The following is a 16,818-nucleotide window of genomic DNA, read 5'->3' as shown; positions in this document are numbered from 1 at the left end:
CTGGCCGGAATCGAGACGAAGCTCCGGCAGACGTTAGACACTGGGAGGAAAAACAATGCGTACGAGCAGGCGTGGTTTTGTAGCGGGCGCTTCAGCCTTCGCGGTTCTGGGCACGAAGTCGGCTTTTGCGCAGAAGAAGTACGACGACGGCGCGACCGACAAGGAAATCAAGATCGGCCATACCGGCCCGTATAGCGGCCCGGCATCGTCATATGGCCAGATCGGCAAGACGATCGAGGCGTTCTTCAAGTCGGTTAACGAGGCCGGCGGCGTCAACGGACGCAAGATCAACTTCATCACGCGCGATGACGGCTATTCGCCGCCGAAGATGGTCGAGCTGGTGCGCCAGCTCGTCGAGCAGGACAAGGTCCTGTGCCTGTTCAACACGCTCGGCACGCCGACCAACACGGCGATCCATCGCTACATGAACCAGAAGAAGGTGCCGCAGCTTTACGTAGCGACCGGTGCGTCGAAGTGGGGCAAGCCCAAGGAGTTCCCGTGGACGATGGGCTTCCAGCCCGACTACCACACCGAGGGCGTCGTCTATGCAAAGCACATCCTGGCCAACATCAAGGACGCCAAGATCGGCGTGCTGATGCAGAACGACGACTACGGCAAGGACTACTACGAAGGCTTCCGCGAAGGCCTGGGCAAGGAAACCGGCAAGATCGTCAAGCACGTGACTTTCGAGGTCACGGACCCGACGGTCGACAGCCAAGTGATCCAGCTCAAGGATTCCGGCGCCAACGTGTTCTTCAACATCGCGACGCCCAAGGCCGCCGCCCAGGCGATCCGCAAGGCCGCCGACATCGGCTGGAAGCCGGCGCAGTACCTCAACAACGTGTCCGCCTCGGTGGGCTCGGTGATGAAGCCGGCCGGTCTCGAGAACAGCCAGGGCATCATCACGGCGCAGTATCTCAAGGACCCCACGGACAAGCAGTGGGAGAACACCGACGACTTCAAGGCGTGGGTCGCCTGGATGGACAAGTGGATGCCGGGCGCCAACAAGGCTGACGCCAACCATGTCTTCGGTTACGCCGTCTCCAACCTGATGCTCGAGACGCTGAAGAAGTGCGGCGACACGTTGACCCGCGAGAATGTCATGAAGCAGGCGGCCAACTACCAGAAGTACAAGCTGCCGCTGCTGCTGCCGGGCATTACGATCAACACCAGCCCGACCGACTATTACCCGATCCAGTCGGTGCAGCTCGCGCGCTTCAAGGGCGAGACATGGGATCTGTTCGGCGATGTCATGTCGGCCGAAGGTTCCTGAACCCAAACTTTCTTGACGACGAAAGGCCGCCGGCGATCCCGGCGGCCTTTTTGTTTGATCCCGCGCTGCAGCATCGAAAGAGCCGGCACGGGCCACGTTTTGCCTTTCCAAGCCGTCCGTTCTGCGTAACGATATTCCGCATAACAAATCAAGAAGAGGGAAGAGACTGTTCATCCAAGGGAGGCAACATTGAAGACCAAAAGACGTACCTTTTTGGGCGGCGTTTCGGCGGCCGCCGTTTTGTCGGCATCCGGCAGGGCCTTCGCGCAGAAAAAATACGACGACGGTGCGACCGACAAGGAAATCAAGATCGGCCACACCAACCCGTACAGCGGGCCAGCCTCGTCCTACGGCGTCATCGGCAAGTGCGAGGAAGCCTACTGGAAGAGCGTCAATGAGCGTGGTGGCATCAACGGACGCATGGTCAAGTTCATTACCATGGACGACGGCTACAATCCGGCCAAGACCGTCGAAGTGGTCCGCCAGATGGTGGAACAGGACAAGGTGCTGTGCCTGTTCAACACGCTGGGCACGCCGACCAACTCGGCGATCCACCGCTACATGAACCAGAAGAAGGTGCCGCAACTCTACGTTTCGACCGGCGCCTCCAAGTGGGGCAAGTACAAGGAGTTCCCGTGGACGATGGGCTTCCAGCCCGACTACCACACCGAAGCCGTCATCTATGCCAAGCACATCCTCGCGACCGTGAAGGATCCCAGGATCGGCGTGCTGATGCAGAATGACGACTACGGCAAGGACTACTGGGAAGGGTTCAAGGAAGGACTCGGCAAGGACGTCAACAAGGTGGTCAAGCATGTCACCTACGAGACGACCGACCCGACCGTCGACAGCCAGATCATCCAGCTCAAGGATGCCGGCGCCAATGTGTTCTTCAACATTGCGATTCCGAAGTTCGCTGCCCAGGCCATCCGCAAGGTGGCCGACATCGGCTGGAAGCCCATCCAGTACCTGAACAATGTTTCGTCTTCGGTCGCATCGACGCTCAAGCCGGCCGGCCTCGAGAACAGCCAGGGCATGATCACGGCGCTCTATCTGATGGATCCCACTGACAAGCAGTGGAGTGACAATGCCGAGATGAAGGTCTGGCGTACCTGGATGAGCAAGTACATGCCGGGCGCCAGCCAGGACGACGGCAACTACGTCTTCGCCTATGCCGTCGCGAGCCTGATGGAAGAGACACTGAAGCGGTGCGGCGACACGCTGACGCGCGAGAACCTGATGAAGCAGGCCACCAGCTTCAAGAAGTACAGGGTGCCGCTGCTGCTGCCGGGCATCACGGTCAGCACCAGCCCCACCGACTATTATCCGATCCAGTCGGTGAAACTTGCTCGCTTCAAGGGAGAGACCTGGGAGCTGTTCGGCGACATCATGTCCGCCGAAGGTTCCTGAGGTATCGCTCTGCATCGAATGGAAGGCCGCCGGCAGTGCCCGGCGGCCTTTTGTTTGCAGTGGGGCGCCAGCCTACCGCTCGGCGCGCTTGCGCTGCAGCGCCTGCCGACACTCTGCGGTGTCGATGCGGCCGTTCCTGTCGAGGTCGCAGCGCGTGAAGTTGCGCTCGGTGCCGGCTAGGAACTCGGTCAGTGAAACGAAGCCGTCCTTGTCGGTGTCGAGGAGCAGGAAGTAGCTGGATTGCTGGTTGGCCTGCCGGTCGGTCGGGAGAACGCTGTTGCCGACGGCGGGCGTGCGGGCAAACAGCTCGTCCTTGCTGATCTTGCCGTCGCCATTGGCGTCGAGGCGCTTGAACCGGGCCTCCTGGCCGGTTCGCCATTCCTCGAGCGTGACCGCGCCATCCTTGTTGGCATCGTAGCGCATGACACCGCCGTCAGTGCGCGCGGGCCGGGCGGCAGGGGCGGAAGGAGCCGTCGGCGCGGCGGGCGAGTCGCCAGGGGCGGCGAGGGCAGGGGCCGCCAGCATCAGGAAAGCGGTCGCGAGCAGGGAAAATCTCGGCATGGGCATGTCCTTTGGGTTGTGTCAGGAGACGGCAATACACGCGCCATTTCCCTTACCGGCCCGTCTAGGCCCCGATATAGTCTGCCGGGCGACCGAATTGTGGCCGCGTTGAGGTTTTGTTCTCTCTGGGGATAACCCATGGCCTATGATTACGATCTCTTTGTCATCGGCGCCGGATCGGGCGGCGTGCGCGCTTCGCGCATCGCGGCGACCCACGGCGCGCGCGTTGGCATCTGCGAAGACTATCGCGTCGGCGGCACCTGCGTGATCCGCGGCTGCGTGCCGAAGAAGCTCCTGATGTACGGCTCCAAGTTCGCGCACGAGTTCGAAGATGCGGCAGCCTATGGCTGGACCGTGGCCCCGCCCTCCCATTCCTGGCCGACGTTGCGAGACAACGTGAACAGGGAAGTCGACCGGCTGAACGCGGTCTACCTGCGCCTGCTCGACGGCGCCGGCGTGAAGCTGCACATGGGCCGCGGCCGGCTGATGGACCGCCATACGATCCAGGTCGGCGAGGAGACGATCACCGCCGAGAAGATCCTGATCGCAACCGGCGGCCATCCCGTGATCCCGTCCATCCCCGGCTGCGAACTGGCGATCACCTCCAGCGATGCATTCCACCTGCCCGAGCTGCCCCGGCACATCACCATCGTCGGCGCGGGCTACATCGCCGTCGAGTTCGCCGGCATTTTCCATGGGCTTGGCGCCAAGGTCGATCTCGTGCTGCGGCGCGACCGCGTGCTGCGCGGCTTCGACGAGGAGTGCCGGACCTTCGTGCACGAGGCGCTGAAGGAAAGCGGCATCCGCATGCGCACCGAGACGGAGATCGGCCGCATCGTCGCCAAGGGCGCCGATGGCAAAAGCGGTCCGTTCGAGCTGCATACGCCGATGGGCGGCATGTTCGAGACGGATTGCGTGATGTATGCCACCGGCCGCGCGCCCAACACGTCGGGCATCGGGCTGGAGAAGGCGGGCGTGCAGCTGAACAAAGCGGGCGCCATCGCGGTCGACGAATGGTCGAAGACGACGGCCGACAATATCTGGGCCGTGGGCGATGTCACCGATCGCATCAACCTGACGCCGGTCGCCCTCATGGAGGGCCACTGCTTTGCCGATACCGAGTTCGGCAAGAAACCGCGCAAGGCCAACCACCACGATGTGCCGTCGGCGGTCTTCTGCCAGCCCGAGATGGCCAATGTCGGGTTGACCGAGGAGCAGGCGAAGCTGCAGCTGGGTGAATTGCGCATCTATACGGCGGCATTCCGGCCCATGAAGTACACCGTCTCCGGCCGCCACCAGCGCACCTTCATGAAGATGATCGTCGAGGCCGCGACCGACCGGGTCGTCGGCATCCACATGGTGGGTGACGACGCGGCCGAGCTGATCCAGGGGCTCGCCGTGGCCATGAAGGCGGGCGCGACCAAGGCCCATTTCGATGCCACCGTGGGTATCCATCCGACGGCCGGCGAGGAGTTCGTCACCATGCGCACGGCGCGGGCGGATTCGGCCCCGACCCGGGCAGCCGCGGAGTAGAACGGGGCCGGGCTCCCGGCTGGCCTTTTATCCACAGCACGTATAGGTTCACCCACCCCGCCGGCCCCTTCGGCCTGCGGGTCGAGGAGGAGTCGATGACCGCGATCCAAGGCCAATCCAGGGCCGATTCGCGAACTGCGAAAGCCCAGTCCCGCACGTCGAGCGCCGCCAACTGGTCGCCGACGAGCTGGCGCAGCCGGCCGGCACTGCAGATGCCGGTCTATCCGGACGCCGCCGCGTTGGCCAACGCCGAGGCGCGGCTGCGCCGCTATCCGCCGCTGGTCTTCGCTGGCGAAGCTCGCAAGCTCAAGGCATCGCTGGCCAAGATCGCCAGCGGCGAGGCCTTCCTGCTGCAGGGCGGCGACTGCGCCGAGAGCTTCGCCGACTTCACCGCCAACAACATCCGCGACACGTTCCGCGTGCTGCTGCAGATGGCGGTCGTACTGACTTATGGCGCGGGCATGCCGGTGGTGAAGCTCGGCCGCATCGCCGGCCAGTTCGCCAAGCCGCGCTCCTCCAATGTCGAGAAGATCGGCGACGTCGAGCTGCCGTCCTATCGCGGCGACAACGTCAACGGCATCGAGTTCACGGCCGCCGCGCGCCTGCCCGATCCGGAGCGCATGGTTCAAGCCTACAACCAGTCGGCCGCGACGCTCAACCTGCTGCGTGCCTTCGCCCAGGGCGGCTATGCCGACCTGCACGAGGTCAACCGCTGGAACCTCGACTTCGTGCGCAGCTCGCCCGCCTCGGCGCGCTACGAAGACCTCGCGGCCCGCCTCGACGAGACGCTGAACTTCATGGCCGCCTGCGGCCTGAACTCCGCGACGACGCCGCAGATCGCCGAGACCGACTTCTTCACCAGCCACGAGGCACTGCTGCTGCCCTACGAGGAGGCGCTGACCCGCGTCGATTCAACTTCCGGCGACTGGTACGATTGCTCGGCCCACATGCTGTGGATCGGCGACCGCACGCGACAGCCCGACGGTGCCCATGTCGAGTTCCTGCGCGGCGTCCGCAATCCGATCGGCTTCAAGGCCGGTCCGACGCTTCCAACCGATGATCTGCTGCGCCTGATCGACACGCTGAACCCGTCGAACGAGGCGGGACGCATCGTGATCATCGCGCGCATGGGCGCCGACAAAGTGGCCGACAAGCTGCCGGCGCTGGTCCGTACGCTGAAGCGCGAGGGCCGGACGGTCGTGTGGTCGTGCGATCCCATGCACGGCAACACGGTCACGGCCTCGAACGGCCGCAAGACCCGCCCCTTCGATGCGATCCTGCGCGAGGTGAAAGAGTTCTTCGCCGTGCACCGTGCCGAGGGCACCCATCCCGGCGGCGTGCACTTCGAGATGACCGGCCAGGAAGTCACGGAGTGCATCGGCGGCTCGACCGAGATTACGGTCGACAATCTCAACGAGCGCTACGAGACACTGGTCGATCCCAGGCTGAACGCCAGCCAGGCGCTCGAACTCGCGTTCCTGCTCGCCGAGCAGCTCAAGGCGGAACGCCTGTCCGTCGCAAGGGCCCGCCCGGCCATCTGAGCGACGGCCGAGGCGTGGCACGAGAGCCCGGGGAGGGCCATGACGCATCCTGAGAATGGCGAGATTGAACGCTACACCGATCACTACTTCAATCGCTCGAAGCAGGTGATCGGCAAGTTCGGCGACTGTACGGTCACCTACGCGATCTTCATGCGGCGCCCGGTGGTGTTCGCGCCACGGTTGGCGCTCGAATGGCTGGAGGAGACCGGCCGCGCGCGCAACACCACGGTCGAACTCGACATGCGCTACCGCGAGGGCAAGTGGGTCGGTGCCGGCGAGCCGATGATGTACATCACCGGCTCCTTCTTCCACCTGGTCGACCTCGAGACGATCTTCCTGCAGAAGCTCGGCCCCGCCTGCGTGGCGGCCTACAACGCCTGGACCATGTGCGCGGACATGCCGAAGTCGGCCTTCCTCGCCATGGACGCTCGCCATTGCGCGGGCCGGGAGATGGCCGAGATGATGGCCTATGCCGCTTCGGTAGGATCGGCGCGCGCCAAGCGCAAGGTCGGCGCCGTCGGCTTCATCGGCAACGCCACCCATGCCACGGCGCACTACTTCGGCCGCGAGTATGGCCTCGGCACCATGCCGCACGCCCTGATCGGCTATGCCGGCTCGACCTTGCGTGCCGCCGAGATGTTCCACGAGACCTTTCCGGCCGAAGGCATGACGGTGCTGGTCGACTATTTTGCGCGTGAGATTTCCGACTCGCTTGAGGTCTGCCGGCGCTTTCCCGAGCTTGCCGCCCAGGGGAACCTGTCGCTGCGCCTCGACACGACCGGTGGTCGCTATGTCGAGGGCCTCGATCCCGCTTCGTCCTATGCCGTGCTCGAGCGCTTCTCCCCGGAATCGATCCGCGGCTACCGCAGCGAGGAGGAGCTGCGTTACCTCGTCGGCACGGGCGTGTCGGCGGCGGCCATCTTCCACCTGCGGGCCGAACTCGACCGCAACGGCTTTGACAAGGTGAAGATCGTGGCGTCTTCCGGCTTCGGCCCGGCCAAGTGCCGCGTCATGGCCGAGGCCAAGGCGCCGATCGACGTGGTGGGCTCGGGCTCGTTCCTGCCGTCCAACTGGTCCGAAACCTACGCCACCGCGGACATCGTCGAGTACGACGGCGAGAAGCGGGTGAAGATCGGCCGCGAATTCCTGCATCGTAACCGCCCTGCCGACGCGGCCCGGCCGCTCTAACCCTCCCGAGGTCAAGATGCTCAAGCTCTATTACGCACCGGGCGCCTGTTCGACGGCTTCGCACATCGGGCTCGAGGAGAGCGGGGCGAAGTACGATTCGCAGGCGCTTTCCTTCGCCAAGAGCGAGCAGCGGACGCCGGAGTACCTCAAGGTCAACCCGCGCGGCCGCGTGCCGGCGCTGGTCGTGGACGAGGGGACGATCGTCGAGAACACGGGGATCCTCGACTACATCGCAACGAAATACGCACCGCATCTGATGCCGAAGGATCCCGTGGCGCGGGCCCGTGCCATTTCGCTGATGGCCTGGTTCTCCAACGCCGTGCATCCGAACTTCACGCATATCGGTCGCCCCGAGCGCTTCGCCACCGACACCGCCGTCTTCGACCATCTCAAGGCCGTGGGCCGCGAGAATTTCTTCGCCAACCTCAAGGAGATCGACGGTCTCCTGGCGGGCAAGACCTGGATCCTGGGCGACGAGTTCTCGGTGGTCGACGGCTACGCGCTGGTTTTCTACGGCTGGGGCAAGCGCATCGGCATGCCGGTCGCTGAGCTTGCAAACTACACGGCCTGGAAGGACCGCATGCTGGCGAGGCCCGCCGTAATGCGTGTTCTGGAGCGCGAGCAGAGCGTCCTGCTCGCCGCCTGATTCGTCAGCCGACCACGAAACTCTGGTACATGAATTGAAGGTCGGCGCTCTCCTGCGGCGTGATCTCGCCGTCCAGGACGCGGCCTTCCCACGAACGCAGTTTGCGCTTGATGTCCACCGGCGTGCGCGGGCTCAGCAGCACCATGAAGAACTGCTCGTGTGGCGAGAGCTCACGCTCGCGGCGATACCCGAACGGCCCGGCACCGGGGGCACGGGCCTGCGCCGGCTCCTGCGTGGCAGGGGAAGGGGCGGCGACACGCGGCAGGATGGCGTCGTCGATCACCTGATCCCAGGTGAGGCCCGCTTCCCGCACCATGGCCGAGGCGAGCTTGGCGGCGGCCAGCGCCTCCTGGGCATGGCTGCTGTCGAGGATCTCGAGGACCTTGACCAAGGTGTTGCGATTGAAGGTGGACACTTGCGTTCGGCGCCTTTGACTATCGCGTGAGCAACGGGCACTAAGTGTCTACAACATATAGATGGATGTGCCTTGGATCAAGGGAAGCCCCCTGCCAACGCTTTCCCGGTTTACCTCGCGGGCCTCGCCAGCTGGTTCGTGCCGCTCGGCATCCAGATGGTGCTGTTCCCGTGGTTGGTCGCCGTGGTCCTGCACATGGACGCCTTCGCCGTGGGTGTCGCGCAGGCGGCCGTCATGGCGCCGTCGCTGCTCTTCCTGCCACTGGGCGGCCTGGTCGCCGACCGCGGCAATGCCCGCCGCCTGCTGCTGCGCTATCACCTGATCTACGCCCTGCCGCCGCTCGCGCTGGCGCTGGTCCTTTGGTCGGGCGGGCTGAGCTATCCACTCTTGATCGCCTATGGCGTCGCGGCGGGAGCCATCGGCGCCTTCGCTATCCCGACACGCGATGCCCTGTTGCCGGTCGTGGCGCCCAAGGGCGGCCTGCCCAAGGCCGTGGCGCTGGCGACGGCGCTGCAGTTCGGTGGCCAGCTTCTGGGCATCGCCTGCGCCTCGACCGCCGACCGGTTCGGCGCCCTGCCGCTCCTGCTGTTGCATTCCGGCATGGTCCTGGCGGGCTGCATCTTCGTGCGTCGGCTGCCCGACCCGCCGCCGCACCCGAAGACCGAACATCCGGGCTTCTGGCGCAGCATCGGCGAGGGTGTGTCGGCCGCCGCGAGGTCGGACCAAATCTGGCCCGTGCTGCTGCTCAACTTCGGGGTCGGCGTCTTCTATGTCGGCCCGTTCATGGCGGTGCTGCCGCTGGCGATCCGCGACCACTATGCGGGCGGTGCGGCCGAACTCTCCTACATGAACCTGGCCTTCTGGGCCGCCACCATCGTGGCCAGCATGGCGCTGGTTGGCCTCGCGCGGCGGCTGACCCTGCGGGGACGGCTGATCGGCACCGCGGTGCTGGTCGGCGCCATCGTGTTGCTGTCGCTCGCGATGCTGCCGCCGTTCCCGGTGTTCCTCGCCCTGATCTTCATCTGGGGACTGGGCGCCGGCATCACCATGACGCAGAGCCGGACGGTGGTTCAAATCGTGGCGCCTGCGACGCACCGCGCGCGGCTGATGTCGCTGTTCCAACTCGGCCTGAGCGGCGGCGGCCCGATCGGCGCCTTCCTCACCGGCACGATCTGCTCGATCTGGGGCCTCAAGGCCGCCCTGTTGGCCCCCGCGATCGCGATGCTGCTGATGATCGCGATTGTCCTGCTGAAGTCGCGGCTGTGGTCGATGCGGACGGTGGAGTAGGGCTGCTATTCCGCAGCGGCGCGGGAGCCGAGGCCCAGCGTCTGCCACACATCCTGCAGGGCCGTGACCAGGCGCGCGATCTCGTCGTCGCTGTGCATCGGCGTCGGCGTGAGGCGCAGGCGCTCGGTGCCACGCGGCACGGTGGGGTAGTTGATCGGCTGCACGTAGATCGCATGCCGGTCAAGCAGCAGGTCGCTCGCCTGCTTGCAGAGCGCGGCATCGCCCACGAAGACCGGCACGATGTGCGTGGTCGAGGGCATCACCGGCAGGCCGGCGGCAGTGAGGCGGCGCTTCAGGGTGGCGGCGCGCTCCTGGTGGCGGACGCGCAGCTCCGGCTGGCCGCTGACAAGGCGCACGCTGGCGAGCGCTGCCGCGGCGATTGCCGGCGGCAGCGAGGTCGTGAAGATGAAGCCCGAACCGCAGGAGCGCACGAAGTCGACCGTGGCCGCCGTCGAGGCGATGTAGCCGCCGACAACGCCGAACGCCTTGGCGAGCGTCGCCTGGACGATATCGACCTTGTCGAGCACGCCGTCGCGTTCGGCGACGCCGGCGCCACGCGGCCCGTACATGCCGACGGCGTGGACCTCGTCGAGATAGGTGAGGGCGCCGAAGCGATGGGCGATGTCGCAGATCTCGCCGATCGGCGAGACGTCGCCGTCCATCGAATAGACCGATTCGAAGGCCACGATCTTCGGCGTCTCGGGATCGGCGGCGGCGAGAAGTTCCTCGAGATGCCGCGGATCGTTGTGCCGGAAGATGCGGCGGGTGGCGCCGGAGTGGCGGATGCCCGCGATCATCGAGGCATGATTGAAGGCGTCGGAATAGAGCTCGCAGCCCGGCAGCATGGCGCCGAGCGTCTGCAAGGTGGTCTCGTTGGCGACGTAGCCCGAGGTGAAGACGAGGGCGGCTTCCTTGCCGTGCAACGCGGCAAGCTCGCACTCCAGCGCGGCGTGGAGCGTGTTGGTGCCGGAGATATTGCGCGTGCCGCCGGCGCCCGAGCCCTGCGCGCCGATGGCGGCCTGCATGGCCTCGACGACGGCGGGATGCTGGCCCATGGCAAGATAGTCGTTGCTGCACCAGACCGTGACGTCGCGTGGGGATTCACCTTCGCGATGGAGGCGGGCGCGGGGAAAGGCGCCGACGATGCGCTCCAGTTCGGCGAAGACGCGATATCGCCCTTCGTCACGAAGGCGGCCCAGATGGCCGTTGAAGAAAGCTTCGTAGTCCATGGGCTGGTGTCTCCCGCGCACTCATTCTAGGCGCAAGGCGCTTTTGCCCGCAGCCACAATTGGTCGCGTTGACGTGTGTCAAACGAGAACGGTTCGCAGTGACCTAGCGCAGCAGCGGAACGAGGAGGGCGAGGCTGAGGAAAAGCGATACCGAGAGAAGCGGGAGGGCGCCCAGCCAGCGCGTCTGCGCCGGCAGCCCGTCCCAGTGCCGCAGCGTCGGTACGGCGGCCCACAGGGCAAACAAGAAACCCAGCACCCAGAACAGGAGGGCGAGGGGCAGTGCGACATTCACCTGGTCGTCGGTGGCCGTCGAGATGCCGAAGCCCACGACGGCCGGTGGGATCGCGGCGGTGAACAGGGACACCGCCCAGATCGCGCGGGTGCGGATGCGCTGGCCCGTCCCGAAGGGCGGCGTGCGAACGGCCGTCGCGCCGCCGCCCTCGGAACCGGCGCTCATGGTCAGCCCTTGAACAGGCCTTCCGACTTGAGGTCCGCCAGGGCGGCGTCGAACGCCTGGCGCAGGCGGCCGAACAGGTCGGCGAGCTCGCTCTCGTTGATGACCAGCGGCGGGCAGATCGCGACGCGGTCGCCCATGTTGCGGATGAACAGGCCGCGCGCCACGGCGTGGTTGTAGACGCGCAGGCCGGCGCCGACCGCGACGAGGTCGAACGGCGTCTTCGTCTTCTTGTCGGCAACGATCTCGAGCGCGCCCATCATGCCGACGCTCATCGCCTCACCGACCAGCGGATGGTCGGCGAACGACTGGATGTGCTTGGTGAAGGCCGGGGTCATGCGCTTGGCATGGCCGAACAGGTCGGTCTCGTCGTAGATCTTCTGTGCCTCGAGCGCGACCGCGGCGGCAACCGGATGGCCGGAGTAGGTGAAGCCGTGGCCCCAGGTGCCGATCTTGTCGCTCTCGCTCATCAGCGCCTGGTACACCTTCTCGCTCACCATCACTGCCGAGATCGGCAGGAACGATGCCGACAGCGCCTTGGCGCAGGTCAGGATGTCCGGCTTGATGTTCATCGTCTGGCTGCCCCAGACATTGCCGGTACGCCCGAAGCCGCAGATCACCTCGTCGGCGACGAACAGCATGTCGTACTTGGTGCAGACCGCCTGGATCTTCTCGTAGTAGCCCTTGGGCGGAACGATGACGCCGCCGGCGCCCATCACCGGTTCGCAGATCATCGCGGCCACCTGGTCGGCGCCGCCTTCCTTGATGATCAGCGCCTCGAGTTCCTCGGCGCAGCGCGTGGCGAACTGCTCCTCGGTCTCGCCCTCGACGCCGAAGCGATAGAAGTGTGGGCAGGTCGTGTGCAGCACGCCCTGGATCGGCAGGTCGAACGAACGGTGGTTGGCCGGCAGGCCGGTGAGGCTCGCGGAAGCAACAGTGACGCCATGGTAGCCCTTGGTGCGTGAGACGATCTTCTTCTTCTGCGGGCGGCCCAGCGCATTGTTCATGTACCACACCATCTTCACGACGGTGTCGTTGGCCTCGGAGCCGGAGTTGGCGAAGAACACCTTCGACATCTCGACGGGCGCCATCGACTTCAGCTTCTCCGCGAGGTTGATCGCGGGCTCGTGGCTGCGCTGGTTGAAGGCGTGATAGAAGGGCAGCTGCTTCATCTGCTCGTAGGCGACCGTTGCCAGCCGCTCGTTGCTGAAGCCCAAGGCCGCCGACCAGAGGCCGGCCATGCCCTCGATGTACTCCTTGCCGTCATCGTCCATGACGTAGACGCCGCGGCCGCGCACGATGGTCAGGGGACCGGTCTGCTCGTGCTTCTTGAAGTTGGTGTACGGGTGGAGATGGTGCGCGATGTCCCGCGAGGCATTGGAATTGCCGCGGAAGCTGCGAGAAACGTCATTCATGCCGGTACCCCTGGACTGTGATGGCGCGCACGATAGCCCGCCCGAGGCCGAAGTACACTGTATCTGACCATGCAAATTTTTTGTGCAATTGACGGCCTCAGGGCCGGGGTGCAATTTGACTGAAATATCGCTGACACGGGGACGGCGGCCGGGGAGGCCCCCTCGTGCAGACGAACGGGGATCATCGAAGGGGTTAATTCATGCACTTCAAACTGCGGCATTCAGTGGCGCTGGCGGCGCTCGCCTGCGCCGGTTTCGGCTTCGTTGCGTCGGCCGACGCCAAGACGTTCAAGTGGGCCAACTCGGGCGACGTCAGCTCGATGGACCCCTATGCCCGCCAGGAGACGTTCCTCCTCACCTTCACGGCCAACATCTACGACCCGCTGGTCCGCCGCGACAAGGACCTGAAGCTCGAGCCGGCGCTGGCCACCAAGTGGGGCCAGACCAGCCCGACCACCTGGTTCTTCGACCTCCGCGAAGGCGTGAAGTTCAGCGACGGCACGCCGTTCACCGCGGACGACGTCATCTTCTCGATCAACCGCGCCAACGGCCCGGGCTCGAACGTCAATGGCAACTTCTCCTCGATGAAGGAGATCAAGAAGATCAACGACCATCGCGTCGAGGTCACGACCAGCGTTCCCGATCCGCTGCTCGCCGACAAGTGGGCGTCGATCTCGATCATGTCGAAGGCCTGGGCCGAGAAGAACAATGCCGTGCAGCCCGCGGACATGATCAAGAACGAAGAGAACTTCGCGACCCGCAACGCCATGGGCACCGGCCCCTTCATGCTGAAGGAGCGCCGCGCCGGCGAGAAGACGGTCCTCGTCCCGAATCCGACCTGGTGGGACAAGCCGGTCCATAACCTCACCGAGGTGGTGTTCACGCCGGTTGCGAACGCCGCGACCCGTATCGCCGCGCTCAAGGCGGGCGACATCGACATGACCTACGAGGTCCCGCCGGCCGACACCGACAACCTCAAGAAGGACGCCAACATCAAGGTCCTGGAAGGGCCGGAGACGCGCGTCGTGTTCCTGGGCTTCGACCAGGAGCGCGACGAGCTGGTCGAGTCCAACGTCAAGGGCAAGAACCCCTTCAAGGACAAGCGCGTCCGCGAGGCGATGCACCGCTCGATCGACGTCGACGCCATCAAGCGCACCGTGATGCGCGGCCAGTCCTTCCCGACCAACCTGATGGTCGCACCGGGCATCAATGGCTACACCAAGGCGCTCGACAAGCGCCCGGCGCTGCTGAAGCCGGAAGAGGCCAAGAAGATGTTGGCCGATGCCGGCTATCCCAACGGCTTCGAGACGGGCATGGACTGCCCCAATGATCGCTACGTCAACGACGAGAAGATCTGCCAGGCCGTCGTGGCGATGCTCGCCAAGATCGGCGTGAAGGTGAATTTGCGAGCCCAGACGCGCAATCTCTACTTCGCCAAGATCCTGCGCAGCACGGCGGACGGCAAGCCGAGCAACACCAGCTTCTACATGCTGGGCTGGTCGCCGGCGACGACCTACGATGTGCACAACGTCTTCGAGCAGATCATCCAGACGCCGGACGTGAAGGCTAAGAAGGGCCTCTATAACGCCGGCGGCTACTCGAACAAGAAGTTCGACGAGCTGTCGAACAAGGTCGAGGTAGAAACGGACAAGGCCAAGCGTGACGCCATGATCGCCGAGGCGACCAAGATCTATGTCGACGATTTCGCCTACATCCCGCTGCATCAGCAAGCGCTGGTCTGGGCGACCCGCAAGAACGTCGACCTGGTCCAGCCGGCCGACAACAGCTTCCCGCTGCGCTTCGTCAACCTGAAGTAGCTTCGGCAACCGACGATCGGCCCCGGCGCAGGCACCCTGCGGCCGGGGCCGGTTCCGTTCTGGCGTCAATCCTGCTAGGGCTGCGCCAGGCCAAGAACAGCACATGCTCGCCTTCATCCTCCGACGACTTCTTCAATCGATCGCCGTCCTGCTGACGGTCGGTCTGGTGGCTTTTTCACTCTTTCGCTACGTCGGCGACCCGATCAATTCGATGGTCGGTCAGGACACGCCGGCCAGTGAGCGCGAGGCGCTGCGCGAGCGGCTGGGCCTGAACGACTCGCCGCCGATCCAGTTCCTGCGCTTCATCGGCAATGCGGCGCAGGGCAAGTTCGGCTTGAGCTACCGCACGTCCGAGCCGGTGGGCCGGATGATCGTCGAGCGCCTGCCGGCCACCCTGGAGCTTTCCTTTTGTGCGGCGGTCTTCGCGTTGTTCGTGGGCGTGCCCATGGGCGTCTATACCGGCCTCTATCCGAAGCATTGGTCGAGCCGGCTGATGCAGGCCGTCTCGCTCATAGGCATCTCGCTGCCGACGTTCGTGATCGGCATCCTGCTGATCCTCGTCTTCGCAGTGTGGCTGCACTGGTTGCCGTCCTTCGGGCGCGGCGAGACGGTCATGCTGTTCGGCTGGTGGCCCACCAACTTCCTGACGATCAAGGGCCTGCAGGCGCTGATCCTGCCGTCGATCACGCTCGGCCTGTTCCAGCTCACGCTGCTGATGCGGCTGGTGCGCTCGGAGATGCTGGAGGTCATGCGCACGGACTACATCAAGTTCGCGCGGGCGAGGGGGCTCACCAACCGCGCCATCAACTTTGGTCATGCGCTCAAGAACACGCTTGTGCCGGTGATCACCGTGACCGGCCTGCAGCTCGGCGCCCTGATCGCCTTCGCGATCGTCACCGAGACGGTGTTCGCCTGGCCGGGTGTCGGCCAGCTCTTCATCCAGTCGGTGCAGTTCTCCGACATTCCCGTGATGGCGGCGTACCTGATGCTGATCGGCCTCCTGTTCGTGCTGATCAACCTCACGGTCGATCTTCTCTATTTCGTCGTCGATCCGCGCCTGCGCAGCCAGGGCGGCGCGGCGCGCGTGGCGGGGCATTGAGATGAGCGACCGCTCGACCTCTCAGCCGGGCTGGCTGCACACGGTGACTGACAGCGACATCTGGTGGAGCTTCAAGTCTTCGTCGCTCACCGTCGTCGCCGCCATCGGAACGATCCTGATCGTATTGATCGCCTTTCTCTCGCCGGTGCTGGCACCGCACACGCCGTTCGACCCGGCGACGCTCAGCCTCAGCGATGGGCTGAAGCCCCCGGTGCTGCTGTCGCCGGATGGCGACTGGGCCTTCCCGCTCGGGACCGACGATCAGGGCAGGGACATCCTGTCCTCGATCATGTACGGCACGCGGCTCTCGTTGATCGTCGGCTTCGCCTCGGTGGTCGTCGCCATGACGATCGGCATCGCGCTCGGCCTGCTGAGCGGCTATTTCGGCGGCGCGGTCGACGCACTCATCATGCGCATCGCCGACGTGCAGCTCACCTTCCCGGCAATCCTGGTGGCGCTGCTGATCGACGGCATCGTGCGCAGCGTGATCTCGGTACAGCGCCACGACGAGATTGCCGTGTTCGTCATCGTCGGCGCCATCGGCCTCAGCTTCTGGGTCCAGTATGCGCGCACGGTGCGCGGGTCCGTGATGGTCGAGAAGAACAAGGAATACGTCCAGGCGGCGCGGGTCATCGGCCTCTCGCCGCTCCTGATCATGGTGCGTCATGTCTTGCCCAACGTAACTGGACCGGTGCTCGTGATCGCCACCATCAACCTCGGCCTCGCCATCATCACTGAGGCGACGCTGTCGTTCCTGGGCGTCGGCCTGCCGTCCACGGAGCCCTCGCTTGGAACCCTGATCCGACTGGGCAACGATGTGCTGCAATCGGGTGACTGGTGGATCACCGTCTTTCCCGCGGCCACGCTCGCGGCGCTGGTCCTGGCGGTCAACCTGCTGGGCGACTGGCTGCGCGACGCCCTCAATCCGAAGCTGCGATAGGGGGCACGCA

Annotated in this window: 15 protein-coding genes; 10 read left to right on the top strand and 5 right to left on the bottom strand. The window is 65.2% G+C overall.

Annotation, left to right across the window (positions count from 1 at the left end; all coding sequences use genetic code 11):
• Window positions 1–55 precede the first annotated feature (55 nt).
• Together Q0Q48_RS12710 and Q0Q48_RS12705 are read left to right on the top strand one after the other, a co-directional pair.
• A complete protein-coding gene (locus tag Q0Q48_RS12710; RefSeq protein ID WP_295138077.1) occupies window positions 56–1,273 on the top strand; it encodes an ABC transporter substrate-binding protein in 1,218 nt (405 codons plus the stop codon).
• 189 nt (window positions 1,274–1,462) lie between these two features.
• The gene (locus Q0Q48_RS12705; RefSeq protein ID WP_295138075.1) at window positions 1,463–2,683 is read left to right on the top strand and encodes an ABC transporter substrate-binding protein; all 1,221 of its coding nucleotides are present in this window, start codon (window positions 1,463–1,465) and stop codon (window positions 2,681–2,683) included.
• A gap of 72 nt (window positions 2,684–2,755) precedes the next feature.
• Here the strand turns inward: Q0Q48_RS12705 and Q0Q48_RS12700 are convergent, their stop codons facing one another.
• Window positions 2,756–3,244, bottom strand: coding sequence for an EF-hand domain-containing protein (locus Q0Q48_RS12700; protein WP_295138073.1), 489 nt, complete (start codon window positions 3,242–3,244; stop codon window positions 2,756–2,758).
• A 138-nt stretch (window positions 3,245–3,382) separates the two neighbouring features.
• Here Q0Q48_RS12700 and gor point away from each other — a divergent pair, with 138 nt between their 5' ends.
• The 4 genes from gor (at window position 3,383) to Q0Q48_RS12680 (ending at window position 8,152) form a co-directional block, all read left to right on the top strand.
• Window positions 3,383–4,777: a glutathione-disulfide reductase gene (gene gor, locus Q0Q48_RS12695; protein WP_295138071.1), complete on the top strand. Its 1,395-nt coding sequence runs from the start codon at window positions 3,383–3,385 to the stop codon at window positions 4,775–4,777.
• 95 nt (window positions 4,778–4,872) lie between these two features.
• Window positions 4,873–6,318: a class II 3-deoxy-7-phosphoheptulonate synthase gene (locus Q0Q48_RS12690; RefSeq protein WP_295138069.1), complete on the top strand. Its 1,446-nt coding sequence runs from the start codon at window positions 4,873–4,875 to the stop codon at window positions 6,316–6,318.
• Between the two features lie 39 nt (window positions 6,319–6,357).
• Window positions 6,358–7,506, top strand: a complete 1,149-nt coding sequence (locus tag Q0Q48_RS12685; protein ID WP_295138067.1) for a hypothetical protein — start codon at window positions 6,358–6,360, stop codon at window positions 7,504–7,506.
• A gap of 16 nt (window positions 7,507–7,522) precedes the next feature.
• Entirely contained in the window at window positions 7,523–8,152 is a 630-nt protein-coding gene (locus Q0Q48_RS12680; RefSeq protein WP_295138065.1) for a glutathione S-transferase N-terminal domain-containing protein, read from the top strand.
• A gap of 4 nt (window positions 8,153–8,156) precedes the next feature.
• On the opposite strand, the gene Q0Q48_RS12675 is transcribed toward Q0Q48_RS12680, so the two are convergent.
• Window positions 8,157–8,567, bottom strand: a complete 411-nt coding sequence (locus Q0Q48_RS12675) for a hypothetical protein (protein ID WP_295138063.1) — start codon at window positions 8,565–8,567, stop codon at window positions 8,157–8,159.
• A gap of 72 nt (window positions 8,568–8,639) precedes the next feature.
• Here Q0Q48_RS12675 and Q0Q48_RS12670 point away from each other — a divergent pair, with 72 nt between their 5' ends.
• On the top strand, window positions 8,640–9,854 hold the full coding sequence (locus tag Q0Q48_RS12670) for an MFS transporter (protein WP_295138061.1): 1,215 nt from the start codon (window positions 8,640–8,642) through the stop codon (window positions 9,852–9,854).
• A gap of 5 nt (window positions 9,855–9,859) precedes the next feature.
• Here the strand turns inward: Q0Q48_RS12670 and hemA are convergent, their stop codons facing one another.
• From hemA to Q0Q48_RS12655, 3 genes are all read right to left on the bottom strand, one after another.
• Entirely contained in the window at window positions 9,860–11,083 is a 1,224-nt protein-coding gene (gene hemA / locus Q0Q48_RS12665; RefSeq protein WP_295138059.1) for a 5-aminolevulinate synthase, read from the bottom strand.
• 103 nt (window positions 11,084–11,186) lie between these two features.
• Window positions 11,187–11,540, bottom strand: coding sequence for a hypothetical protein (locus tag Q0Q48_RS12660; RefSeq protein WP_295138057.1), 354 nt, complete (start codon window positions 11,538–11,540; stop codon window positions 11,187–11,189).
• Window positions 11,541–11,542: 2 nt separating this feature from the next.
• The gene (locus Q0Q48_RS12655; RefSeq protein WP_295138055.1) at window positions 11,543–12,952 is read right to left on the bottom strand and encodes an aspartate aminotransferase family protein; all 1,410 of its coding nucleotides are present in this window, start codon (window positions 12,950–12,952) and stop codon (window positions 11,543–11,545) included.
• Between the two features lie 200 nt (window positions 12,953–13,152).
• Between Q0Q48_RS12655 and Q0Q48_RS12650 the strand changes: the two genes are divergently transcribed.
• The 3 genes from Q0Q48_RS12650 (at window position 13,153) to Q0Q48_RS12640 (ending at window position 16,808) form a co-directional block, all read left to right on the top strand.
• Complete coding sequence (locus Q0Q48_RS12650) at window positions 13,153–14,769, top strand: ABC transporter substrate-binding protein (protein WP_295138053.1); 1,617 nt, start codon at window positions 13,153–13,155, stop codon at window positions 14,767–14,769.
• A 103-nt stretch (window positions 14,770–14,872) separates the two neighbouring features.
• The gene (locus Q0Q48_RS12645; protein ID WP_295138051.1) at window positions 14,873–15,868 is read left to right on the top strand and encodes an ABC transporter permease; all 996 of its coding nucleotides are present in this window, start codon (window positions 14,873–14,875) and stop codon (window positions 15,866–15,868) included.
• Between the two features lies 1 nt (window position 15,869).
• Window positions 15,870–16,808, top strand: a complete 939-nt coding sequence (locus Q0Q48_RS12640; protein ID WP_295138049.1) for an ABC transporter permease — start codon at window positions 15,870–15,872, stop codon at window positions 16,806–16,808.
• Window positions 16,809–16,818 lie beyond the last annotated feature (10 nt).

The sequence above is a fragment of the uncultured Reyranella sp. genome (genome assembly GCF_945957355.1).
GTDB lineage: Bacteria > Pseudomonadota > Alphaproteobacteria > Reyranellales > Reyranellaceae > Reyranella.
Note: the sequence above shows the minus strand (reverse complement) of the source record. Positions and strands in the feature narration are given on the sequence as shown.

What these genes read in the sequence shown, in the direction of transcription:
- Q0Q48_RS12710 (WP_295138077.1), top strand. Translation starts at nt 56, where the DNA reads ATGCGTACGAGCAGGCGTGGTTTTGTAGCGGGCGCTTCAGCCTTCGCG.
- Q0Q48_RS12700 (WP_295138073.1), bottom strand. Translation starts at nt 3,244, where the DNA reads ATGCCGAGATTTTCCCTGCTCGCGACCGCTTTCCTGATGCTGGCGGCC.
- gor (WP_295138071.1), top strand. Translation starts at nt 3,383, where the DNA reads ATGGCCTATGATTACGATCTCTTTGTCATCGGCGCCGGATCGGGCGGC.
- Q0Q48_RS12690 (WP_295138069.1), top strand. Translation starts at nt 4,873, where the DNA reads ATGACCGCGATCCAAGGCCAATCCAGGGCCGATTCGCGAACTGCGAAA.
- Q0Q48_RS12685 (WP_295138067.1), top strand. Translation starts at nt 6,358, where the DNA reads ATGACGCATCCTGAGAATGGCGAGATTGAACGCTACACCGATCACTAC.
- Q0Q48_RS12680 (WP_295138065.1), top strand. Translation starts at nt 7,523, where the DNA reads ATGCTCAAGCTCTATTACGCACCGGGCGCCTGTTCGACGGCTTCGCAC.
- hemA (WP_295138059.1), bottom strand. Translation starts at nt 11,083, where the DNA reads ATGGACTACGAAGCTTTCTTCAACGGCCATCTGGGCCGCCTTCGTGAC.
- Q0Q48_RS12660 (WP_295138057.1), bottom strand. Translation starts at nt 11,540, where the DNA reads ATGAGCGCCGGTTCCGAGGGCGGCGGCGCGACGGCCGTTCGCACGCCG.
- Q0Q48_RS12655 (WP_295138055.1), bottom strand. Translation starts at nt 12,952, where the DNA reads ATGAATGACGTTTCTCGCAGCTTCCGCGGCAATTCCAATGCCTCGCGG.
- Q0Q48_RS12650 (WP_295138053.1), top strand. Translation starts at nt 13,153, where the DNA reads ATGCACTTCAAACTGCGGCATTCAGTGGCGCTGGCGGCGCTCGCCTGC.
- Q0Q48_RS12645 (WP_295138051.1), top strand. Translation starts at nt 14,873, where the DNA reads ATGCTCGCCTTCATCCTCCGACGACTTCTTCAATCGATCGCCGTCCTG.
- Q0Q48_RS12640 (WP_295138049.1), top strand. Translation starts at nt 15,870, where the DNA reads ATGAGCGACCGCTCGACCTCTCAGCCGGGCTGGCTGCACACGGTGACT.